At 53.6% G+C, this 15,796-nt stretch carries 13 protein-coding genes; 11 read left to right on the forward strand and 2 right to left on the reverse strand.

Going from position 1 to position 15,796, the window contains the following annotated elements; all coding sequences use genetic code 11:
* From ACR0EV_RS15720 to ACR0EV_RS15735, 4 genes are read left to right on the forward strand one after another with little or no spacing between them, the layout of a single operon-like run.
* Positions 1-900, forward strand: a complete 900-nt coding sequence (locus ACR0EV_RS15720; RefSeq protein ID WP_480800939.1) for an alpha/beta hydrolase family protein — start codon at positions 1-3, stop codon at positions 898-900.
* Between the two features lie 9 nt (positions 901-909).
* Positions 910-1,434, forward strand: a complete 525-nt coding sequence (locus tag ACR0EV_RS15725; protein WP_480800940.1) for a nuclear transport factor 2 family protein — start codon at positions 910-912, stop codon at positions 1,432-1,434.
* A 5-nt stretch (positions 1,435-1,439) separates the two neighbouring features.
* Positions 1,440-2,333: an alpha/beta hydrolase gene (locus ACR0EV_RS15730; RefSeq protein ID WP_480800941.1), complete on the forward strand. Its 894-nt coding sequence runs from the start codon at positions 1,440-1,442 to the stop codon at positions 2,331-2,333.
* Positions 2,333-2,821, forward strand: coding sequence for an SRPBCC family protein (locus ACR0EV_RS15735; protein WP_480800942.1), 489 nt, complete (start codon positions 2,333-2,335; stop codon positions 2,819-2,821). The genes ACR0EV_RS15730 and ACR0EV_RS15735 overlap by 1 nt, the downstream gene beginning before the upstream one ends.
* 531 nt (positions 2,822-3,352) lie before the next feature.
* On the opposite strand, the gene ACR0EV_RS15740 is transcribed toward ACR0EV_RS15735, so the two are convergent.
* Complete coding sequence (locus tag ACR0EV_RS15740; RefSeq protein WP_480800943.1) at positions 3,353-3,565, reverse strand: hypothetical protein; 213 nt, start codon at positions 3,563-3,565, stop codon at positions 3,353-3,355.
* Positions 3,566-3,988: 423 nt separating this feature from the next.
* On the opposite strand from ACR0EV_RS15740, the gene ACR0EV_RS15745 reads away from it, so the two are divergent.
* The 6 genes from ACR0EV_RS15745 (at position 3,989) to ACR0EV_RS15770 (ending at position 13,126) form a co-directional block, all read left to right on the forward strand.
* Entirely contained in the window at positions 3,989-4,477 is a 489-nt protein-coding gene (locus ACR0EV_RS15745; protein ID WP_480800944.1) for a helix-turn-helix transcriptional regulator, read from the forward strand.
* Positions 4,478-4,728: 251 nt separating this feature from the next.
* A complete protein-coding gene (locus tag ACR0EV_RS15750; RefSeq protein ID WP_480800945.1) occupies positions 4,729-9,201 on the forward strand; it encodes a beta strand repeat-containing protein in 4,473 nt (1,490 codons plus the stop codon).
* A 338-nt stretch (positions 9,202-9,539) separates the two neighbouring features.
* The gene (locus tag ACR0EV_RS15755) at positions 9,540-9,809 is read left to right on the forward strand and encodes a potassium channel family protein (protein ID WP_475192571.1); all 270 of its coding nucleotides are present in this window, start codon (positions 9,540-9,542) and stop codon (positions 9,807-9,809) included.
* A 176-nt stretch (positions 9,810-9,985) separates the two neighbouring features.
* Positions 9,986-11,065: an AI-2E family transporter gene (locus tag ACR0EV_RS15760; RefSeq protein ID WP_480800946.1), complete on the forward strand. Its 1,080-nt coding sequence runs from the start codon at positions 9,986-9,988 to the stop codon at positions 11,063-11,065.
* The gene (locus tag ACR0EV_RS15765; RefSeq protein ID WP_480800947.1) at positions 11,062-12,126 is read left to right on the forward strand and encodes an HlyD family secretion protein; all 1,065 of its coding nucleotides are present in this window, start codon (positions 11,062-11,064) and stop codon (positions 12,124-12,126) included. The genes ACR0EV_RS15760 and ACR0EV_RS15765 overlap by 4 nt, the downstream gene beginning before the upstream one ends.
* Positions 12,116-13,126, forward strand: a complete 1,011-nt coding sequence (locus tag ACR0EV_RS15770; RefSeq protein WP_480800948.1) for a DUF2955 domain-containing protein — start codon at positions 12,116-12,118, stop codon at positions 13,124-13,126. The genes ACR0EV_RS15765 and ACR0EV_RS15770 overlap by 11 nt, the downstream gene beginning before the upstream one ends.
* Before the next feature lie 100 nt (positions 13,127-13,226).
* On the opposite strand, the gene ACR0EV_RS15775 is transcribed toward ACR0EV_RS15770, so the two are convergent.
* Positions 13,227-14,240: an AraC family transcriptional regulator gene (locus ACR0EV_RS15775; RefSeq protein ID WP_480800949.1), complete on the reverse strand. Its 1,014-nt coding sequence runs from the start codon at positions 14,238-14,240 to the stop codon at positions 13,227-13,229.
* Positions 14,241-14,382: 142 nt separating this feature from the next.
* On the opposite strand from ACR0EV_RS15775, the gene ACR0EV_RS15780 reads away from it, so the two are divergent.
* Positions 14,383-15,780, forward strand: coding sequence for an amidohydrolase family protein (locus ACR0EV_RS15780; protein ID WP_480800950.1), 1,398 nt, complete (start codon positions 14,383-14,385; stop codon positions 15,778-15,780).
* Positions 15,781-15,796: the final 16 nt, after the last annotated feature.

Genomic DNA, 15,796 nt, shown 5'->3' on the forward strand with positions numbered 1-15,796 from the left:
ATGATCTCGCCTGAACAGAACAATATACTCGAAGCGCTCGCGAGCGGATTGTCAAAGCCGCCCCGCCTGCCAATTCTCAGGAAGCCTGCTGAATATGACATGGCCTTCGAAGAGGTGTCATTTGTTACCGAGGATGGTGTCGAAGTGTCTGCGTGGTTCATGCCGGGTGCGACCGGGCATGTGATCGTCAGCAACCATTTCTCGCCTGGCAACAAGTATGGGTTCGCTGGACACCTGGACGGCCTCGATTTCGCCGGAGGATTCGAAGTGAATTTCCTGCCCCGTTACAAGGCGCTGGTCGATGCAGGCTATAGCGTGCTGGCCTACGACCTTCGGGGCCATGGTGGCAGCGGGGACAGCGCTGACGGCATTTCCGGCGTTGGGTACTATGAATGGCAAGAAGTGCTGGCCGCGTTGGACTATGTCCGGGGCCGCAAAGACGTGACTGAAATCTCGTTGTACACGATGTGCATGGGCGCAAACGCGACCCTGAATGCCATGGACAAGCGCCCTGAAGCCTTCGAGGGCCTAAAGTCGATGATCTGCATCGCCCCGCTCAAGGGTCGCACCACGATTGAACGGCAGTGTGAAAAGATGGCCATCAATTCGGAAGAAGGCGTTGCCACCTTCGCGCCGATCTACAATAACATCACCGGTCTCACTGTGGACGACCACAACATCATCCCAAAAGCCAAGGGCATCACCCTGCCAACCTTCTTCGTGCAGGTCCGCGATGACATGAACTCACGCTGGCAGGACGTGCAGGAGATGTATGAGCTGGCGCCCACCGCCGACAAGAAAATCCACTACATCGAAGACACGCCTTTGCGATTCAAAGGTTACCAATTCTTCAGCGACCATCCACAACAGATGATCGATTGGTTTGACGCGCACAAGTGAGGATAAACAATGAGACCCTTGTTCCCTACCATTCTGACCTTGCTGGCCTCGCCGGTCTTGGCCGGAAACACCGGGATGATCGTCGCCTGCCAACAACTGGGGGCCGACTACGCTTGGTATCTGGATCACCCTGACGAGGATATCGACGCCACCGCCCTGAATTTCGCCAATCTGTTTACCTCAGATGGTTCTTGGCAGGTAAGCAACATGGAGTTGCAGATGGAAACACACACGGGCGCCAAAGAAATCATGGCTCGTTATAAGCAGGGGCGCGATCAGTTCCGGTTCATGCACCTGATCACCAACCATCGTGTGAACCCAACCTCGGAAACCACTGGCACCGGCACCAGCTATGTGGAGTTTTATATCCACCCTATTGGCGCCGACATGACCCACGACTTCGGCGTCACCGGCGTCGCCGAATACCGCGACACCTATGAGTTCAAGGATGGCATCTGCCGCCTCACGTCTCGCGAAGGGGTTCCGCGCTTCATCAGCCTTGAAAACAAGATCCACGACCCAATCCCGGAGTAAACACGATGTTCGGCAATATGGTTTCAAACATGCTGTTCAAACCGGGCCAGGCCCCGCTCTTTGACAGCCCATCCAACTACGGTCTTGCCTACGAGGACGTGGAATTCAAAGCAAGCGACGGGGTTACCCTGCGCGGCTGGCTCATTCCCGGCGACACTGACAAGGTGATCATTCAAAGCCACTTCGGCACAATGTGCTGTCGCGCCGGATACACCAACGAAGGCAAGGGATGGCTCAAAGGATACGACGAAGACATTCACTTCCTCAATCAAGCGAAATACCTGCATGAGGCAGGTTTTACAGTGCTGATGTATGACTTTCGCGGCCACGGTGAGAGCGACACCAATAGCCCGCCCTGGATCACGTGGGGGACACATGAAGCAAAGGACGTGGTGGCTGCGGTGGACTTCATAGCCACACACCCGGAGTACAAGGACGCCTCTATCGGTCTTTTTAGTATTTGCATGGGACAAGGCGCTTCGACGGAAGCCTTTGGTCTGGAAAACGGCTTGCGGACTTATCCGCAAATCAAGGCCATGGTGTCAGTGCAGCCGCTGGACTATCCAACCTTTGCCAAGGCTATGGGCCTGCCTAGTTTTGTTAGGGGCAGTGTTCGCAAGGTGATGCAAAAGAGAACTGGGCTTGATCTCGAAGCAGCAAGCTGGTTCCCGCATACCAAAGACATCTCGGTGCCGACGCTGGTGATACAGAACCGCAATGACGGCTACTTGGATGAGGCGTTCGTAGAGAGCTTTTTCGATAAGTTGAACGTCGAAAAGGAAATGGCCTGGATCGAAATCCCCAAGAAGAAGAACGCTAACCAGAACCGAATGGCAGCATATGAGTGGATCGGAAAAAACCCAGACCAGATCCTAATCTGGTTTGGCAAATATCTGTGATGACTTGGGCGGTCCTAAAGTGGACGCTGCCGTCGCTAGTGGCCCTTCTGGCTGCGGCGGCCGTGTTCACCAAGAAGACCTTTCATGTAGAAACAATCATCCCCGCACCGCCGGAGACGGTCTGGGCGGTATTGATGGACACTGAAAGTTACCCCATCTGGAACCCGGTTTTTGTCGCAATAGATGGGCAATATCGCGAAGGCGCCACTGTCGCGAATTCCGTACAATTCCCAGACGGGTCAGTCGTAGACATGAAAGTCAAAATCCTAACCCTGACCGACAACCGCCAGCTACACCAAAGCGGGGGCGTACCGGGTTTCATGACCTTCGATCATCAGTGGCTCCTTGAGCCTGTCGAAGGCGGAACCCGTGTCACTCAGCACGAAGTTGACCGGGGCATTTGGCTCTGGTTCTGGGACTCGGATTGGATCCAACCGGCCTATCAAAGAGTTTTGGACGCACTTCTTGAGCGTGCGGTTGATCATTAAGCGTCACTTGTATCAAGTTCGTGTTGTGGACTTTGGAGCACTCGCAGGGAAATCCCACTTTGTCCGCAACACGAGAATTGCAAAGTCGGATTTTGAAGGTCCGCTTTGGGCTGCGAGCGGCCTATCGCACAATTTCAAAAACCGGCGACACTTACCCTTGTTAGACCTGCTTTGGAGCGAGTTCTCCCCACTCATCAGCGCTCATGCTTGTTCGCGTTAACCCATCCTCTGAGGCGAATTGAGCTGCTTTGAGGAGGAGAAAGGCCACCGTGATGGCGTCTACCTCGCAGCGTTTCTCGAATTCTTCGGTAGTCTCATTGGGGCCTTCTTCCGACATTCCCATTCCCCTCTGTATATGACGCTTTCGGGCAATTGGCTAACTCTGCATAATACTTGTTCGCCCTCAGAAAGCCAATTCTCGGGCGTGCGAGCGCTTCTTCAGGAGAGGCTCTAATTCTGCAAACAAGCTCGTCTTCCAGCACGAGTAGTTTGCGATGGTGCAGAAGAACGGGAGACCGGTTCCGGTACTCTTCATTGCTCGTTTTGCTGGGTGTCATCTGGCCACACATCGTGCTCATTGTCAGACGTTGCTTCAATCTCCCGGACTGCCAACTCAGCGATTTTTCGAACCAGATACCAAACGCTGCTACGGCGTGTGTGCCCCTTGATCCAGCCGGTGACATCCTTGGCAGATCGATGGTTTCTGGGTTCGTGATCCAGACCGTCTACGCAATGAGTTGGCATCCAGAGGTCTTAGACCGATGTGGGATCCTGAGGTTGCTGGTGCCGAGTTCTACAGGGTCTCCGACCTCTGACGACAAAGCTACAGATCTTTGACCTAGACCGCTCTATTTAGCGGTCTTTTTTGTTGCAAGTGATCTTTCACGTGGGCGGGAATGACCTTGTCGTATGGGCCATTCGGTAGCCGGAAACTACGCATCCATTGTTTTTTCACTATTTTTGAGCGGTGATCCGTCTACGAGTGGGTTCTAATAGGTTGGTGCTTCACTTCTTTGAACCCCTGAGTCAGTTCGCGACTTGCGCAGGGCAAACACAATCCGGGTTGGACAAACGGATGTTTTGGTCGTGTCCCCTCTCGTGGGCTTGTGTGATCCTGAGGATTTACATAGGCAGTCTCGAAAATTCACAATTACCATGGTTCCGTCGATGCCTTCGAAAAAACGCCTGACTTTCTCTTTCTTCGCCTCGTTGTTTTGCGCTTGCGTGATGCTGTTCGAAGACATCGGCGAAGCTATGGGCGTGGCTTGGATCGACGAATGGGATGAAATACACGTCTGGGAAGTGCTGATCATGCTGTCTTTGTTCGGCGCGATCATGGTGTTGGGGAACGAGGTGCTGAAAATGCGCCGGTACCAAGAAACGCTTGAGGATAAGGTCGCTCGGGCGTCCGGGGCATTCGAGGATCTGTTGAACGCCTATTTCGAAGAATGGTCGTTTTCTGATGCCGAACGAGAAGTCACACGGCTTTTGATCAAGGGTTGTTCGACGGCCGAGATGGCGGAAATCCGAAATGCCAAGGAAGGCACGATTAAGGCTCAGACCAATTCGATTTACAAAAAATCTGGTTATGCCGGGAAAACTCAATTGCTGAGTGCGCTTCTGGAAGACCTGACCGATGGCGGATCTGTTGCCTGAGCTTTTAACTCAGACCCCAACAATCTGACTGAATTTGGGGCGCATTCCCTCGGGAAGTCTCAGGTTGGAATAAACACTTAAAAATAAGGCATAAACCAAAGTTCTAAAGAGCAAATTCAGACATAATCCTGCCTCTATTGACCCTTTAACCATGTTCTGACGCGTGTCTAAACAGGTGCGCAATGCAAGTGCACTTCGGAACGAACCGAGGGCACGGGGAATGGAAACATAGCCAGGTGAGGCGGGGTTTTATGCTGACTGAGCAGAAGAAACGCGCGGTTGCGCGCGGTGGTCGTTTGACGAAATTCAAAGGTAAGGTGGCAAGCATCGCGCCATCGCTCTTTTTGAGCACAGCGTCACTTGTAGCACTTTCAGTCGGAATCGCAGGTGCGGATGTCATCTCGACCGCTCAAACCACGCCGTTGGTAAGTGCTTCGGATGAAGATCACACGATCACCAGTTCAGGGTCGATTGTTGTAAACCCGCTCGCAGGTCCGGGCCTCGTAGTTGTCAATGTAGCGGACTACACCAGTACTCTGACCAATGACGGATTGCTGTCGTCACCGGAAGGGGTGAACAGGACCCGCGCTGCGATTGACATAAATGGAAACTTGACCGGTTCTGTTCTGAACTCGGGCACAATCACAATGGGTGCGGCAGCAGGCGATTCCGCGAACCTGAAAGGTATCGACGTTCTGGGGGACGTTAACGGCTCAGTTCGGAATACCGGGACAATCAGCATAGCCAATTCTGCTTTAACCTTCGGAACGGCTGCAGGCGTTCAGACAGGGGCCGTTGCCGGAACACTCACGAATTCAGGCACGATCGATGTTGATGTAGACACGAGCAGCAGAGCGGTCGGCGACGGTATGCGATCGACCAGTGTCGCAGGGGTGCTGACGAACACAGGCCGCATCGATGTCACTGCATCCACGGACGGCTTTTCCGCCAATGTGGATGGCATTCAGATCGATCTGGCAACGGGTCAGGTCGTCAATTCGGGACCAATCAGCGTTGCTGCTACAAGTCTGACCGGAAACGCAGGTGGAGACGGAATCGAGATTAACGATCTTGCAGGGAACCTGACCAACACTGGCACAGTCCGGGTTCAACTGAATGGCAACACAAACGCAAGTGCTGATGTCATCGAAATTCTGAGGATGTCAGGCCGTTTAGAGAATAGCGGCGCCCTGACAGTCGATGTGACCACAACGAATGGCAGCGCCTTTTTTGACATCATAGAAGTCAGCGACGGCGGCACTGGAATCACCGGTTCGGTGAACAACACTGGTTCTTTGAACGGGGTGGCGAACGGCTTGAGTGTCAATGTCGACGGGTTTGACGTTGGCAACATGGCCAGTAACGGCACGTTAACCAATAGCGGTTCGGTCAATGTTCAGGCAATCGCCAATGCAAGCAGCGCCTTTGCTGACGGGCTGAACTTTGTCGATGTTCTGGGATCCGTCACGAACTCCGGCACGCTGGACGTTAGGGCAGATGGTGTCACAAGTGCGGGTGCCCGCGGGATCAGAGCCGCCAACATTGGTGGCTCTCTTACCAACAGTGGCAGTATCCTCGCCCGGGCAGAAGCCACAAGCGGCAGCGCAGCAGCATTCGGTATTTTGGTCAATGATGTAAGCGGAAGCCTTACAAATACCGGCACTTTGACGGTCACGGCCCTTTCAACGTCAGACGGGAGCGCGACTGGTATCGAAGCAGGCGATCTGACGGGGACACTGCAAAACAGTGGCACCATGACAGTCACAGCAACCGGTGACAGCCCCTCTGCACAGGGTATTTTGGTGCAGGACATCGGAAGTTCTGGGGTCTTGAACAATGTCGGAAACGTTGTGGTCAGTGCTCGGAACGCCTCAAGCGGCGAGGCGTATGGCATAACCGCCCAAAGCGTGGCGGGTACGCTGAACAACTCTGGCACACTGGACCTCACATTGTCCGCGACAAGTCACGCGACCGCCTACGGGATCGACACGCGGGATGTCTCGGGACGTCTGACAAACTCGGGAACGATCCAAATGAATGTCCAGGGATCCAGCATTGAGGTCAGCGGCTTTCGCTTGTCCAATATCTCTGGGTCTGTAGCTAATAGCGGTACAATCGCAATCACTACGGACGGTTCCGACGCGCGTGTAGAAGGCATTTCGGCGAACACGGTTTCCGGAACCCTGCAAAACAGCGGCGCGATAAGCATCGCAGCAAGCAATGCGTCACAGGCAAGTGTCGAAGCCATCGGTGTCGGCAACATTTCTGGTCAGTTGCAAAATAGCGGGAACCTGGCGGTTTCAGCTGCGGTGACGTCCTCTGCATTTGCAGTTGGGATCAATGGGCGAACACTCTCTGGGGCATTGACGAATTCAGGTACGATTTCGGCGATGGCAGACGGAACCAGTGCGTTTGCGGAAGGTATTAACCTGCGTGACGTCTCAGGCACCTTTGAAAACAGCGGCAGCATTCTGGTCAGCGCGGTCGCCGGATCATCGGCGCATGCCAACGGGATCGATATCCGTGGCGTCGCAGGCCAAGTCACCAACTCTGGATCGGTTCAGGTGTCTTCCGAAGGGTTTTTCGCTTTTGCCGATGGTATCGAAACGGGGGATGTTTCGGGGCAGTTCCAAAACTCGGCAACAATCACGGTCGCAGCGGTTGGAAGTTCCTCTGCCGACGCGGCTGGTCTTGAGATTGGCGACATCAGCGGTGCAGTCAGCAACTCGGGTAGCATCCAGGTCAGTGCCAGAAACAGTGGTTCTTCGTCCGCTTTTGCCGCGGGAGTTGAGATGGGTGTGCTTGAGGCTGGTGGAACATTTGCAAACTCTGGAACCGTTTCCGTAGCGACCCAAGCGGACAGCTCATTTGGAAGCGTGGCATTTGGCATATTCGGAGATGACGTCGATGGGTCGTTTGTAAACACGGGTGATTTTTCGGTTTCGCTGCAAAGTCAAAACGGGTTTTTCGCCCACGCCTATGGCATGGACCTTGGCGATGTCACCACGATGGGCGCGTTTTCAAATTCCGGTGCGGTGCGTGTCAACGCAATGACAACAAACGTAATCGATGCGGCAGCCTACGGGATTGATGTATCAGATATTGAAGGCAGCTTTGAGAACATGGGCAACATCATGGTGTCTTTGGACGCCAATGGCGGCGCACGGGCTGAGGCATTTGGGATTGAACCAAACGATATCCTGACCGGTGCTTCGTTCATCAACCGCGGATCGGTTACCGTGAATGCCACCACCCAGGGTGTGTCGGACGTTTCTGCCTGGGGTATTTCTGCAAACGCCATCGACGGGTCGTTGGAAAACAGCGGGAGCATAAGCGTCACTGCATCTGGGGATGGTACAGCCAGCGCATATGGCCTGCACACAGAACTGCTTTCGACAGGTGCAGTTCTGTCACATAGCGGCGCGATCAGCGCGTCAGCGGATGGCCCGAATGCCATAGCTTACGGTCTTTTCGTTGAGACGACGGAAGGTACGGTCAACATCACCGGCGACGTTTCGGCCACTTCGTCCGGCGAGAGCTACGCCGTGTTTCTGGGTGACGGAGGTGGCACGCTGAACGTCGACACGACTTCTGGTATTGATGGAGTGATCAGAGTCAGCGATCACGATGTCAATCTGAGGAACGTGGGTGGCAGAGAGGTCTATCGCTTTCAGGACGATGATACCTTGCAAGGTGACTTCGCAACCAGCGTCGCCGCACCAACCCAAGGCTGGTTTGTGGAAGGCGAAGGCGGTTCAGCGCCGGTTTATGCCTCATTTGAAGCTGACGACATACAACCGAACCTGAACCAATCGTTTGAGATAGCAGGCTTGTCTTACGATCTCGCCCGTCAAGTGCAAGGGTCCCCTGATTTGAACACCAACGGGGAACGGACTGTAGTCAGCACTAAGGGCAGCGGTTCGATCGAAGGGTTCCGCCCTTACTTTCTGATCAGTGGCAGCCAAAGCGATGCTGACGCGGGGTCGAACACACAGGCGCTGTCGTCGAATATGTGGAGCGTCAGCGCCGGTGTGACGCGCGATTTGGGGACGGGCTTGCGGTATGGTATCGGGGCCAGCTATCTTGAAAACGACGGAACCTTCGGTGCCGCATCCTTCGATACCACGGGTGTGTATCTTAGCGGGATCGTAGCTCAGAATTTTGGATTTGCTGATCTGAGTTTTGGTCTGGGATATGGCCATCTTGACCACACCGAAACACGCACCGTGAGCGGTTCGGACACGACGGCTGACTATTCCAGTGACATGATCACCGCGTTGGTTGCAGCCCAGCGGGACTTCGCCTTGCAAAGCGGCGCAGTAATTACACCTCAGGCGAGTTTCCTCTACGGCCAGCAAGATCTGGACAGGTATACCGAAACGGGTGCGCCCGCCAATGCAACAGTCGGAGAGCGGGACATCACCTTCAATGAAACGCGGCTGGGTGGAAGGTACTCGACGGCTTTGGCGGGGGGGACACTATCAGCCTCGATCGCCGCTGTTCACCGCGACTCGGATGGCCCATCTACAGTTGACGTGACCATCTTCGGCAACACGCTGCTGCTAGCGTCGGGTGGCAGCGGCACCGATACTTTTGGTGAGATTGGCCTGAGTTACCAGAAGGCGTTTGATCACGGCGGCAGCTTGAATCTTGAGGCCCGGTCAACGGTCGGTGCCGATGTGTCGACACAGGCGGTCTGGGCCTCTTACGAGTGGCGCTTCTAACGGTACCCTGATCGACGTATTTCCTTCCATTAAAGGCCGGTCCTTTGACCGGCCTTTTTTGTTCAAAACCAGTGTTTGCGAACCGGACGGCTTTGCCAGCAATAGTATCGAGTCGGGTTTTCGACAAAGCGCGCGGTTCGCAGCGCATTGGTCTTACTGAGTTGAATTTCGACCCACGCGGACATGCGACTTCGAAGTGAAACGGTAATCCTAGAAAGAGAGTTCAGCAGATAAATTCAAAAAACACTATGTAGAAATGCATAAATTGTTATGGTGGTATTATGAATTCGTTAACCAGAATAACACGAGGGATAGGCGTCGCCTTTAAGGATGGGAGAGTGAAGGGCCTGCTTGCCTTCACAACCGGTATGATCCTGTGGGCGTCGGTTTTTTATCACTATGTCGAAGGATGGAGCTGGCTGGATTCCATCTACTTTTCTGTTGTGACGATTTCCACGGTTGGGTTCGGTGACTTTTCTCCTGAAACTGCGGCCGGGAAGATTTTTACGATGGTGTATATCATTGTCGGCCTGGGTATCTTTGTGACTGCAGCGACCACTGTGGCGGACACGATCCTGTCGCAAGACGACGACAAAAAGCAAAAATAAGCCGCGCCAAATTGAGCCGGCACTGCGCCTGTGTAGACCGCAATGTGCTTCATCGGCTTGAAACGCAGCTCGACTTCTTACGTTTCTAAACATGCTAAAGTCCTCTGCGGCTTAAAAAATATACATATTACGTTTTTTGAGTATAATGTTCACAAAACAAATATTGGAGGGATGGTATGGAAAAGACTCAAGACGCGAAGATTGTCGACCTCGCGATACGGTTGCTCTTTCTCGGATTGTTCCTCTACAGCGCTCTGGTCATGGTTGCCCCGCTTGCAAGTGTGGTCATCTGGGCCACGATACTGTGCGTCGCGCTTTACCCATTGTTTGATTGGCTGCAATCCAAGATGGGAGGTCGGAAAAAGCTTGCTGCTACAATCCTGGTTTTACTGGGCCTCGTGTTGACTCTTGGACCGGTCGCAACGGCTGTATCTGGTGCCGCAGAACTTGGGTCAGATTTCGCAGAACAGGCCGACAGAGGTGATTTGAAAATCCCACCGGCACCGGAGGGCCTTAAGGAACTGCCGCTGGTCGGAAACAAAATTGCCGAAGTTTGGGGCATGTTTGAACGCAATCTGGACGGTGCGCTGGCAAAATACGGTGCGCAAATCCTTGAGATCACCAAATCGCTTTTTGGTAAGGTTCTGGGGATCGGTATCGGACTTCTTGGTCTTGCTTTATCCGTTTTGATCATGGGGGCCTTGTTCAGCCCTGGACCAACTCTGGTTCAAGGTTTGCAGCGTTTTGCGAACCGTGTTTTCGCGCCGCGCGGCGGGGAATTCATTACACTGGCCGGAGCAACGATCCGAAACGTGACCAAGGGCGTGATCGGCGTGGCGGCCATTCAGGCCGTCGTTGTTTGGATATTGCTGGTTCTCTTTGGGATTTCATCTGCTGCAACGTTGGCATTTATCTGCCTGATACTCTCGATCATTCAGATTGGGCCCGGTTTGGTTCTTTTGCCGGTTGTCATCTACGCATGGAGTTCGATGTCCGGCGGCACCGCTTTGATCTTCACAATTCTGGCCATTCCCGTTGCCATAATGGACAGCTTCCTGAGGCCAGTGTTCATTTCAAAAGGTCTTGAGACTCCAATGCTGGTCATCCTGATCGGTGTTCTGGGAGGGATGATGGCCTACGGTCTGATCGGCATCTTCATGGGGCCTGTTCTGTTCGCCGTCTTTTACGAGTTGTTCAAAGTCTGGATCGACTCCCCTCCCGCAACTGAAGGTGTTGCGGACGGAGAAGCAAAATGAGGAAGACGATTTGGACAACTCTGGCCGTCATTCTGATCTTTCTGGTCTGGTACCTCGTTGCTGACCGAAAAACACCGTTCACCGGGAACGCCAGAGTAAAGGCCATCGCGACCCAGATCGTGCCGCAGGTCACTGGGACAGTGACCGAGGTTCTTGTTGAAAACGGTCAGGTCGTCTCGGCAGGAGATGTTCTGGTTCGGATTGACCCAAGACCTTATGAAATCGACCGCGACAAGGCCGAAGCTGATCTGGAAGCGGCCACACAGGAAGTGGGGGCATCCTCGGCCGAGGTAAGCGCTGCACAAGCCAAACTGGCCAGGGCGCAAAGTGATCTTGATACGATGCGTATTCAAACCGAGCGCGTGTTTGCGCTTGAAAAGAAAGGGTTGATCGCTGTTTCAAAGGCTGATGACGCCCGCGGGCAGCTTGCAGAATCCGAAGCAAATTTCGAAAATGCCAAAGCGGATTTGGAAAAAGCCAAGCAAAGGCTGGGTGATGACGGTATTGAAAACCCAAAAATTCAGCGCGCTTTGGCGGCTTTGGCAGATGCAGAACTGAACCTTGAATGGACGGAATTGCGTGCTCCGGCGACAGGCGTCATATCCAATCTTCTGATCGCCCCCGGTACATATGCAAGATCCGGTCAGGACCTGTTGACGTTTTTGGATGCAACGGATGTTTGGGTCGAGGCGTATTTCACCGAGAACAACCTTGGCCGCGCTTCGGTGGGATCGCCGGTTGATGTCGTGCTGGACATGCACCCGGGCAAAATTGTTCCGGGCGTGATCGAAAGTTTTAGTGCGGCCGTATCCCTGAGTGGTGGAGATGAACCGGGACAATTGGCAAGCCCGCCCAGCGCCAAAGGCTTTCTGCGCGAACCGGAACGATTTCCGGTGCGGATCGTTCTGCCAGGATATGAGGCCGGAAACGCCGAAGATGATCTTCGCTTCCAACTTAATGGCCAGGCCGATGTGATCATGTATCTGAGCGACAACTCGCTTCTGAACATGGTCGGTCGGACCTACATTCGTTTGGTTTCGATCCTGTCCTATGCGTACTGAGGACCGGAACTCCGTTATCCGGCTTGCACTGGGTGTGACCGGTGTCTTCGCCTTGGGTCTGTTTCTGGGGTGGCCGCTTGCTGTGGTTGGGGCTGTTTTTACCGCCTTGTTCCTTCAGGCACCTGCTGCGTTGCCCTTGGCGGCCTTCGCAAAACTGTTCGTCTTTTCAATCGGATTGATGTTCATTTCCTTCCTTCTGTCGTCGGTCTTTGCTCCATATCCTGTTGTGTTTCTCATTCTGGTGGCCATCGGGATTATCCTGTCCTTCATGTGGTCAGTTTCAGGAGCAGGCGTTCTGCCCGGTGTCATCGCCCTGATGGGGGCATTGATGATTCCAAACCTTGTTTTGCAATCACAGGATTTGGCGTTGGTGCTTGTGTTCTGGATACCTTTGAACCTGCTATTTGCAGGTTTCGTATCGACCCTGATGTTTGTGTTGTTACCTGCCGAACCTCAGACGGGTGTTCAGAAGAAAGCTGCGGCGTCTTCGGACTTTGACCCCAATCGGCGGATTGTAAGAATGTCGCTTGTTACGGTGCCGTTTGCCATGGCGTTTTTTATCTCAGGCGCGTCTGCGTTTTTGGTCCTGTTCTTTGTCGCACTTCTGAGCCAGCAACTTGCTGCAATGCCGTCGATGGGCAAAACGGTTGCCAAAGCCATGCTGACGGCAAACCTTCTCGGAGCGGCAATATCCATTATTTGCTACGAGTTAAACGTCATCGCGCCAGTCATTCTGACGCCGATCCTTGTGTGTCTGTTTTTCTGCCTGTCACTCGGGGCACTTGGAAAAACTCAGATCCCGCTGGCTGCAGCGGCTGGTTCGGCGTTAACGACGGTACTTATCGTTTATGGCGGGTCGATTTCTCCGTTTTCGGATGAGGCGGACGTCAAAAGCATCACGCGCGTTTTCCAGGTCGCCAGCGCCGCTTTCTTTGTCATTGCGGCATATGTCGTTGTTGATGAGTTTTGGCCAGAAAGAAAACAAAGCGTGGCTCAGTGACCTTCCAAGCTTAACCCCAGTTGCAAGAAGCCGGGCAATTGCTCAGACGAAATTCATTCAATCGGAGGGTAAGCCGATACAGCGCGGGATCTTGCGAAGTTTACTTTGACTTTTGTTCCAGGCGGTATTGCGTCGGTGTTGTGCCGGTTTGCCCTCGGAAAAACCGGGTGAAATGGGACTTGTCTGAATAGCCGAGCGTTAGTCCAATCTCGGCAATTGTCATTGCACCTTCTTTCAGATGTTCTTTGGCGACATCAACGCGCAGCCGCTTGATTTCGCGGGGCAGCGTTGTGCCTTGCTGCTGTAGCGCTCGGGAAAATCGTTCTGGCGGTATACCCAGCAACCCGGCCACCACCACTGGCCCTAAATCAGTTTCATCCAACTTGTCGCGCAAGACAGATCGCAATGCAGCAACCACGGTCACTTCCCCCTTTTCCCGAACTGAGGCGACAGGCGCAGCCGATGCGTTTGAAACGTGGTTCAGGAACAGCCATTCCACGGGAAAGCTGATTTGCATCCCGGGATCTGTCCCAAGGCCGACATCGATCCCTTTATAATCGAGTGGCAGGCCATTGATGTATCTGCTTTCCCAACGCACTTGGGAAGGGTCCCAGGAGTTTCCGACAACGGTTTGCAACAGACGCACGTAGATTGCGGCCCCAAAACCTGTGACCTGAATAGGTGGAACCGTTGGTTCCTGTTGTCTCTCAATCCGATAAGTCGCTTTGTCTGCTTCTATGACGAGACTGTGCCGCACAGAATTGGACTCTTGCGGAACAAGCCCGACGAAACGTGCGAAAAATTCGAACAGTGTTTTTGTCGACTGCAGTGACTCAGCGAACGGAGGCCAGCCTTGCAGATCAAATGTTTCCCCTACATTCAGTCCAAGAAATCTGTCGCCTGACAATTCAGAGAAGGCATTCAACAGACCATAGACCAACTCTGAGTGGACATAGACTGATGGGTCAGACAAGAGTTCAGCTTTCAATCCGACCTGATCCAAAGCTGGTTGTGGATTGATCCCTCGGGTGGTGAGAAACTGCAAAAACGGGGCTGCTAAAGCAAGGCGGATGAAGCCTTCGCTGTGCTCTTGAGAGGTTGAGTTGAACGGCAAGCTTGTCACCCTTGGTTAGGCCAGCAGTTCTACCCGGTGGCCACTTTAGTCTTCATATTCGAACATCTTAATTCAAAAGTGGCAACCGAGCCAAAAGTTTCCGCTCTACAGTTAGAGAAACATGAATATGAAGGGAGACCTCATGTCCGGTTCACCAATGTCCCTTTACGTGACTGTGACTGTCGCAGCGGTTTTGGCTTTTCCTATGCTTGCCTCGGCTCAGGATCAGGAGGGGCCGCAAACATTGTTCACCAACGTCCATGTCTTCGATGGCGTGAATGAGCAGCGTATCAAAAACGCGAGTGTTCTTGTTGAAGGCAACCTGATCAAGGCCGTATCCGTGGACGCGATCGATGCACCCAACGCTGCTGTCATTGACGGCGGTGGGCGAACGCTGACGCCCGGCTTCATTGAACTTCACGCTCACCTTATGCTGATGGGTCCTACGCTGCCGGCGATGGAGGCCAACACGACTTGGGAGGATTTTGCCATTCACGGTGCGCGGATGGCCGAGATGTATCTCATGCAAGGGTTTACCACAGTCAGGGATGCGGGTGGCGCCAATGGCGGGCTGCGACGGGCCATTGACGCGGGGCAAATTGACGGCCCCCGGTACTATCCTTCCGGGGCATTCATCGGAACTCGGGGTGGCCACGCAGACTTCGCAAATTTCACGGCACCACCGGGCGCTGAAACGAACATGAGCCGTCTGAACCTGGCGCAAGAGATCAGCGGTGTCGATGACGTCTATAAGTTCGCGCGCAACAACTTTCGCATGGGCGCAACGCAGTTGAAATTCATGCAATCCGGCGGCGTGGTTTCGGCCTTTGATCCGTGGCAATTGCTGGCTGGATCGCCAGAGGAAATCAAAGCAGCCGTGCAAGTCGCAAATGAGTATGGCAGCTACGTCATGGCGCATTCTTACCGAAAAGAAGCAATCCTGAATGCGCTTGATGCAGGTGTGATGTCGATTGAACATGGTTTTTCGTTCGATTGTGAAATCGCTCAGGTCATGAACGAAAAGGGGGCATACATCACAACCAACCTGACGGCCTTTGATCCCGGTTTGCTTGATATTCCTGCGGTGGCAAACGTCCCGTCCAGCCTTGCCAAAGCAAAATCCGCCTCGGCCACGTTTGCAGGCTACATCGACAATATGAAGGAATGCCCGGTGAAGCGAGGGTTCCAGACAGACTGTGTAGGTTCGGTGGAGGCGTGCAATATCCAAATTGCCTACGAGAAGCACCTAAACAATGAGTTTTTCGGGCCCTTCACGTCCATGGTCACGCTGACCTCGACGGGTGGTGAAGTCGTTGCTTTGTCAGGTGATTTTATGAACCCGTATACGGCTGGAAAGCTTGGCGTGATCGAAGCAGGGGCTTATGCCGACATCCTTTTGATCGATGGAAATCCCCTTGAAGATTTCTCGGTCGTTGGGACAGGCGATCAGTGGTTTGGTGCGGACCCCAGGCCGGAAAGCCCTGAAACTATCCGCCTGATCATGAAGGATGGCGTGATATACAAAAACACGCTGGACTGATTGATACCGCAGCCGG

It is taken from the genome of Ruegeria sp. CF8 (genome assembly GCF_056537285.1).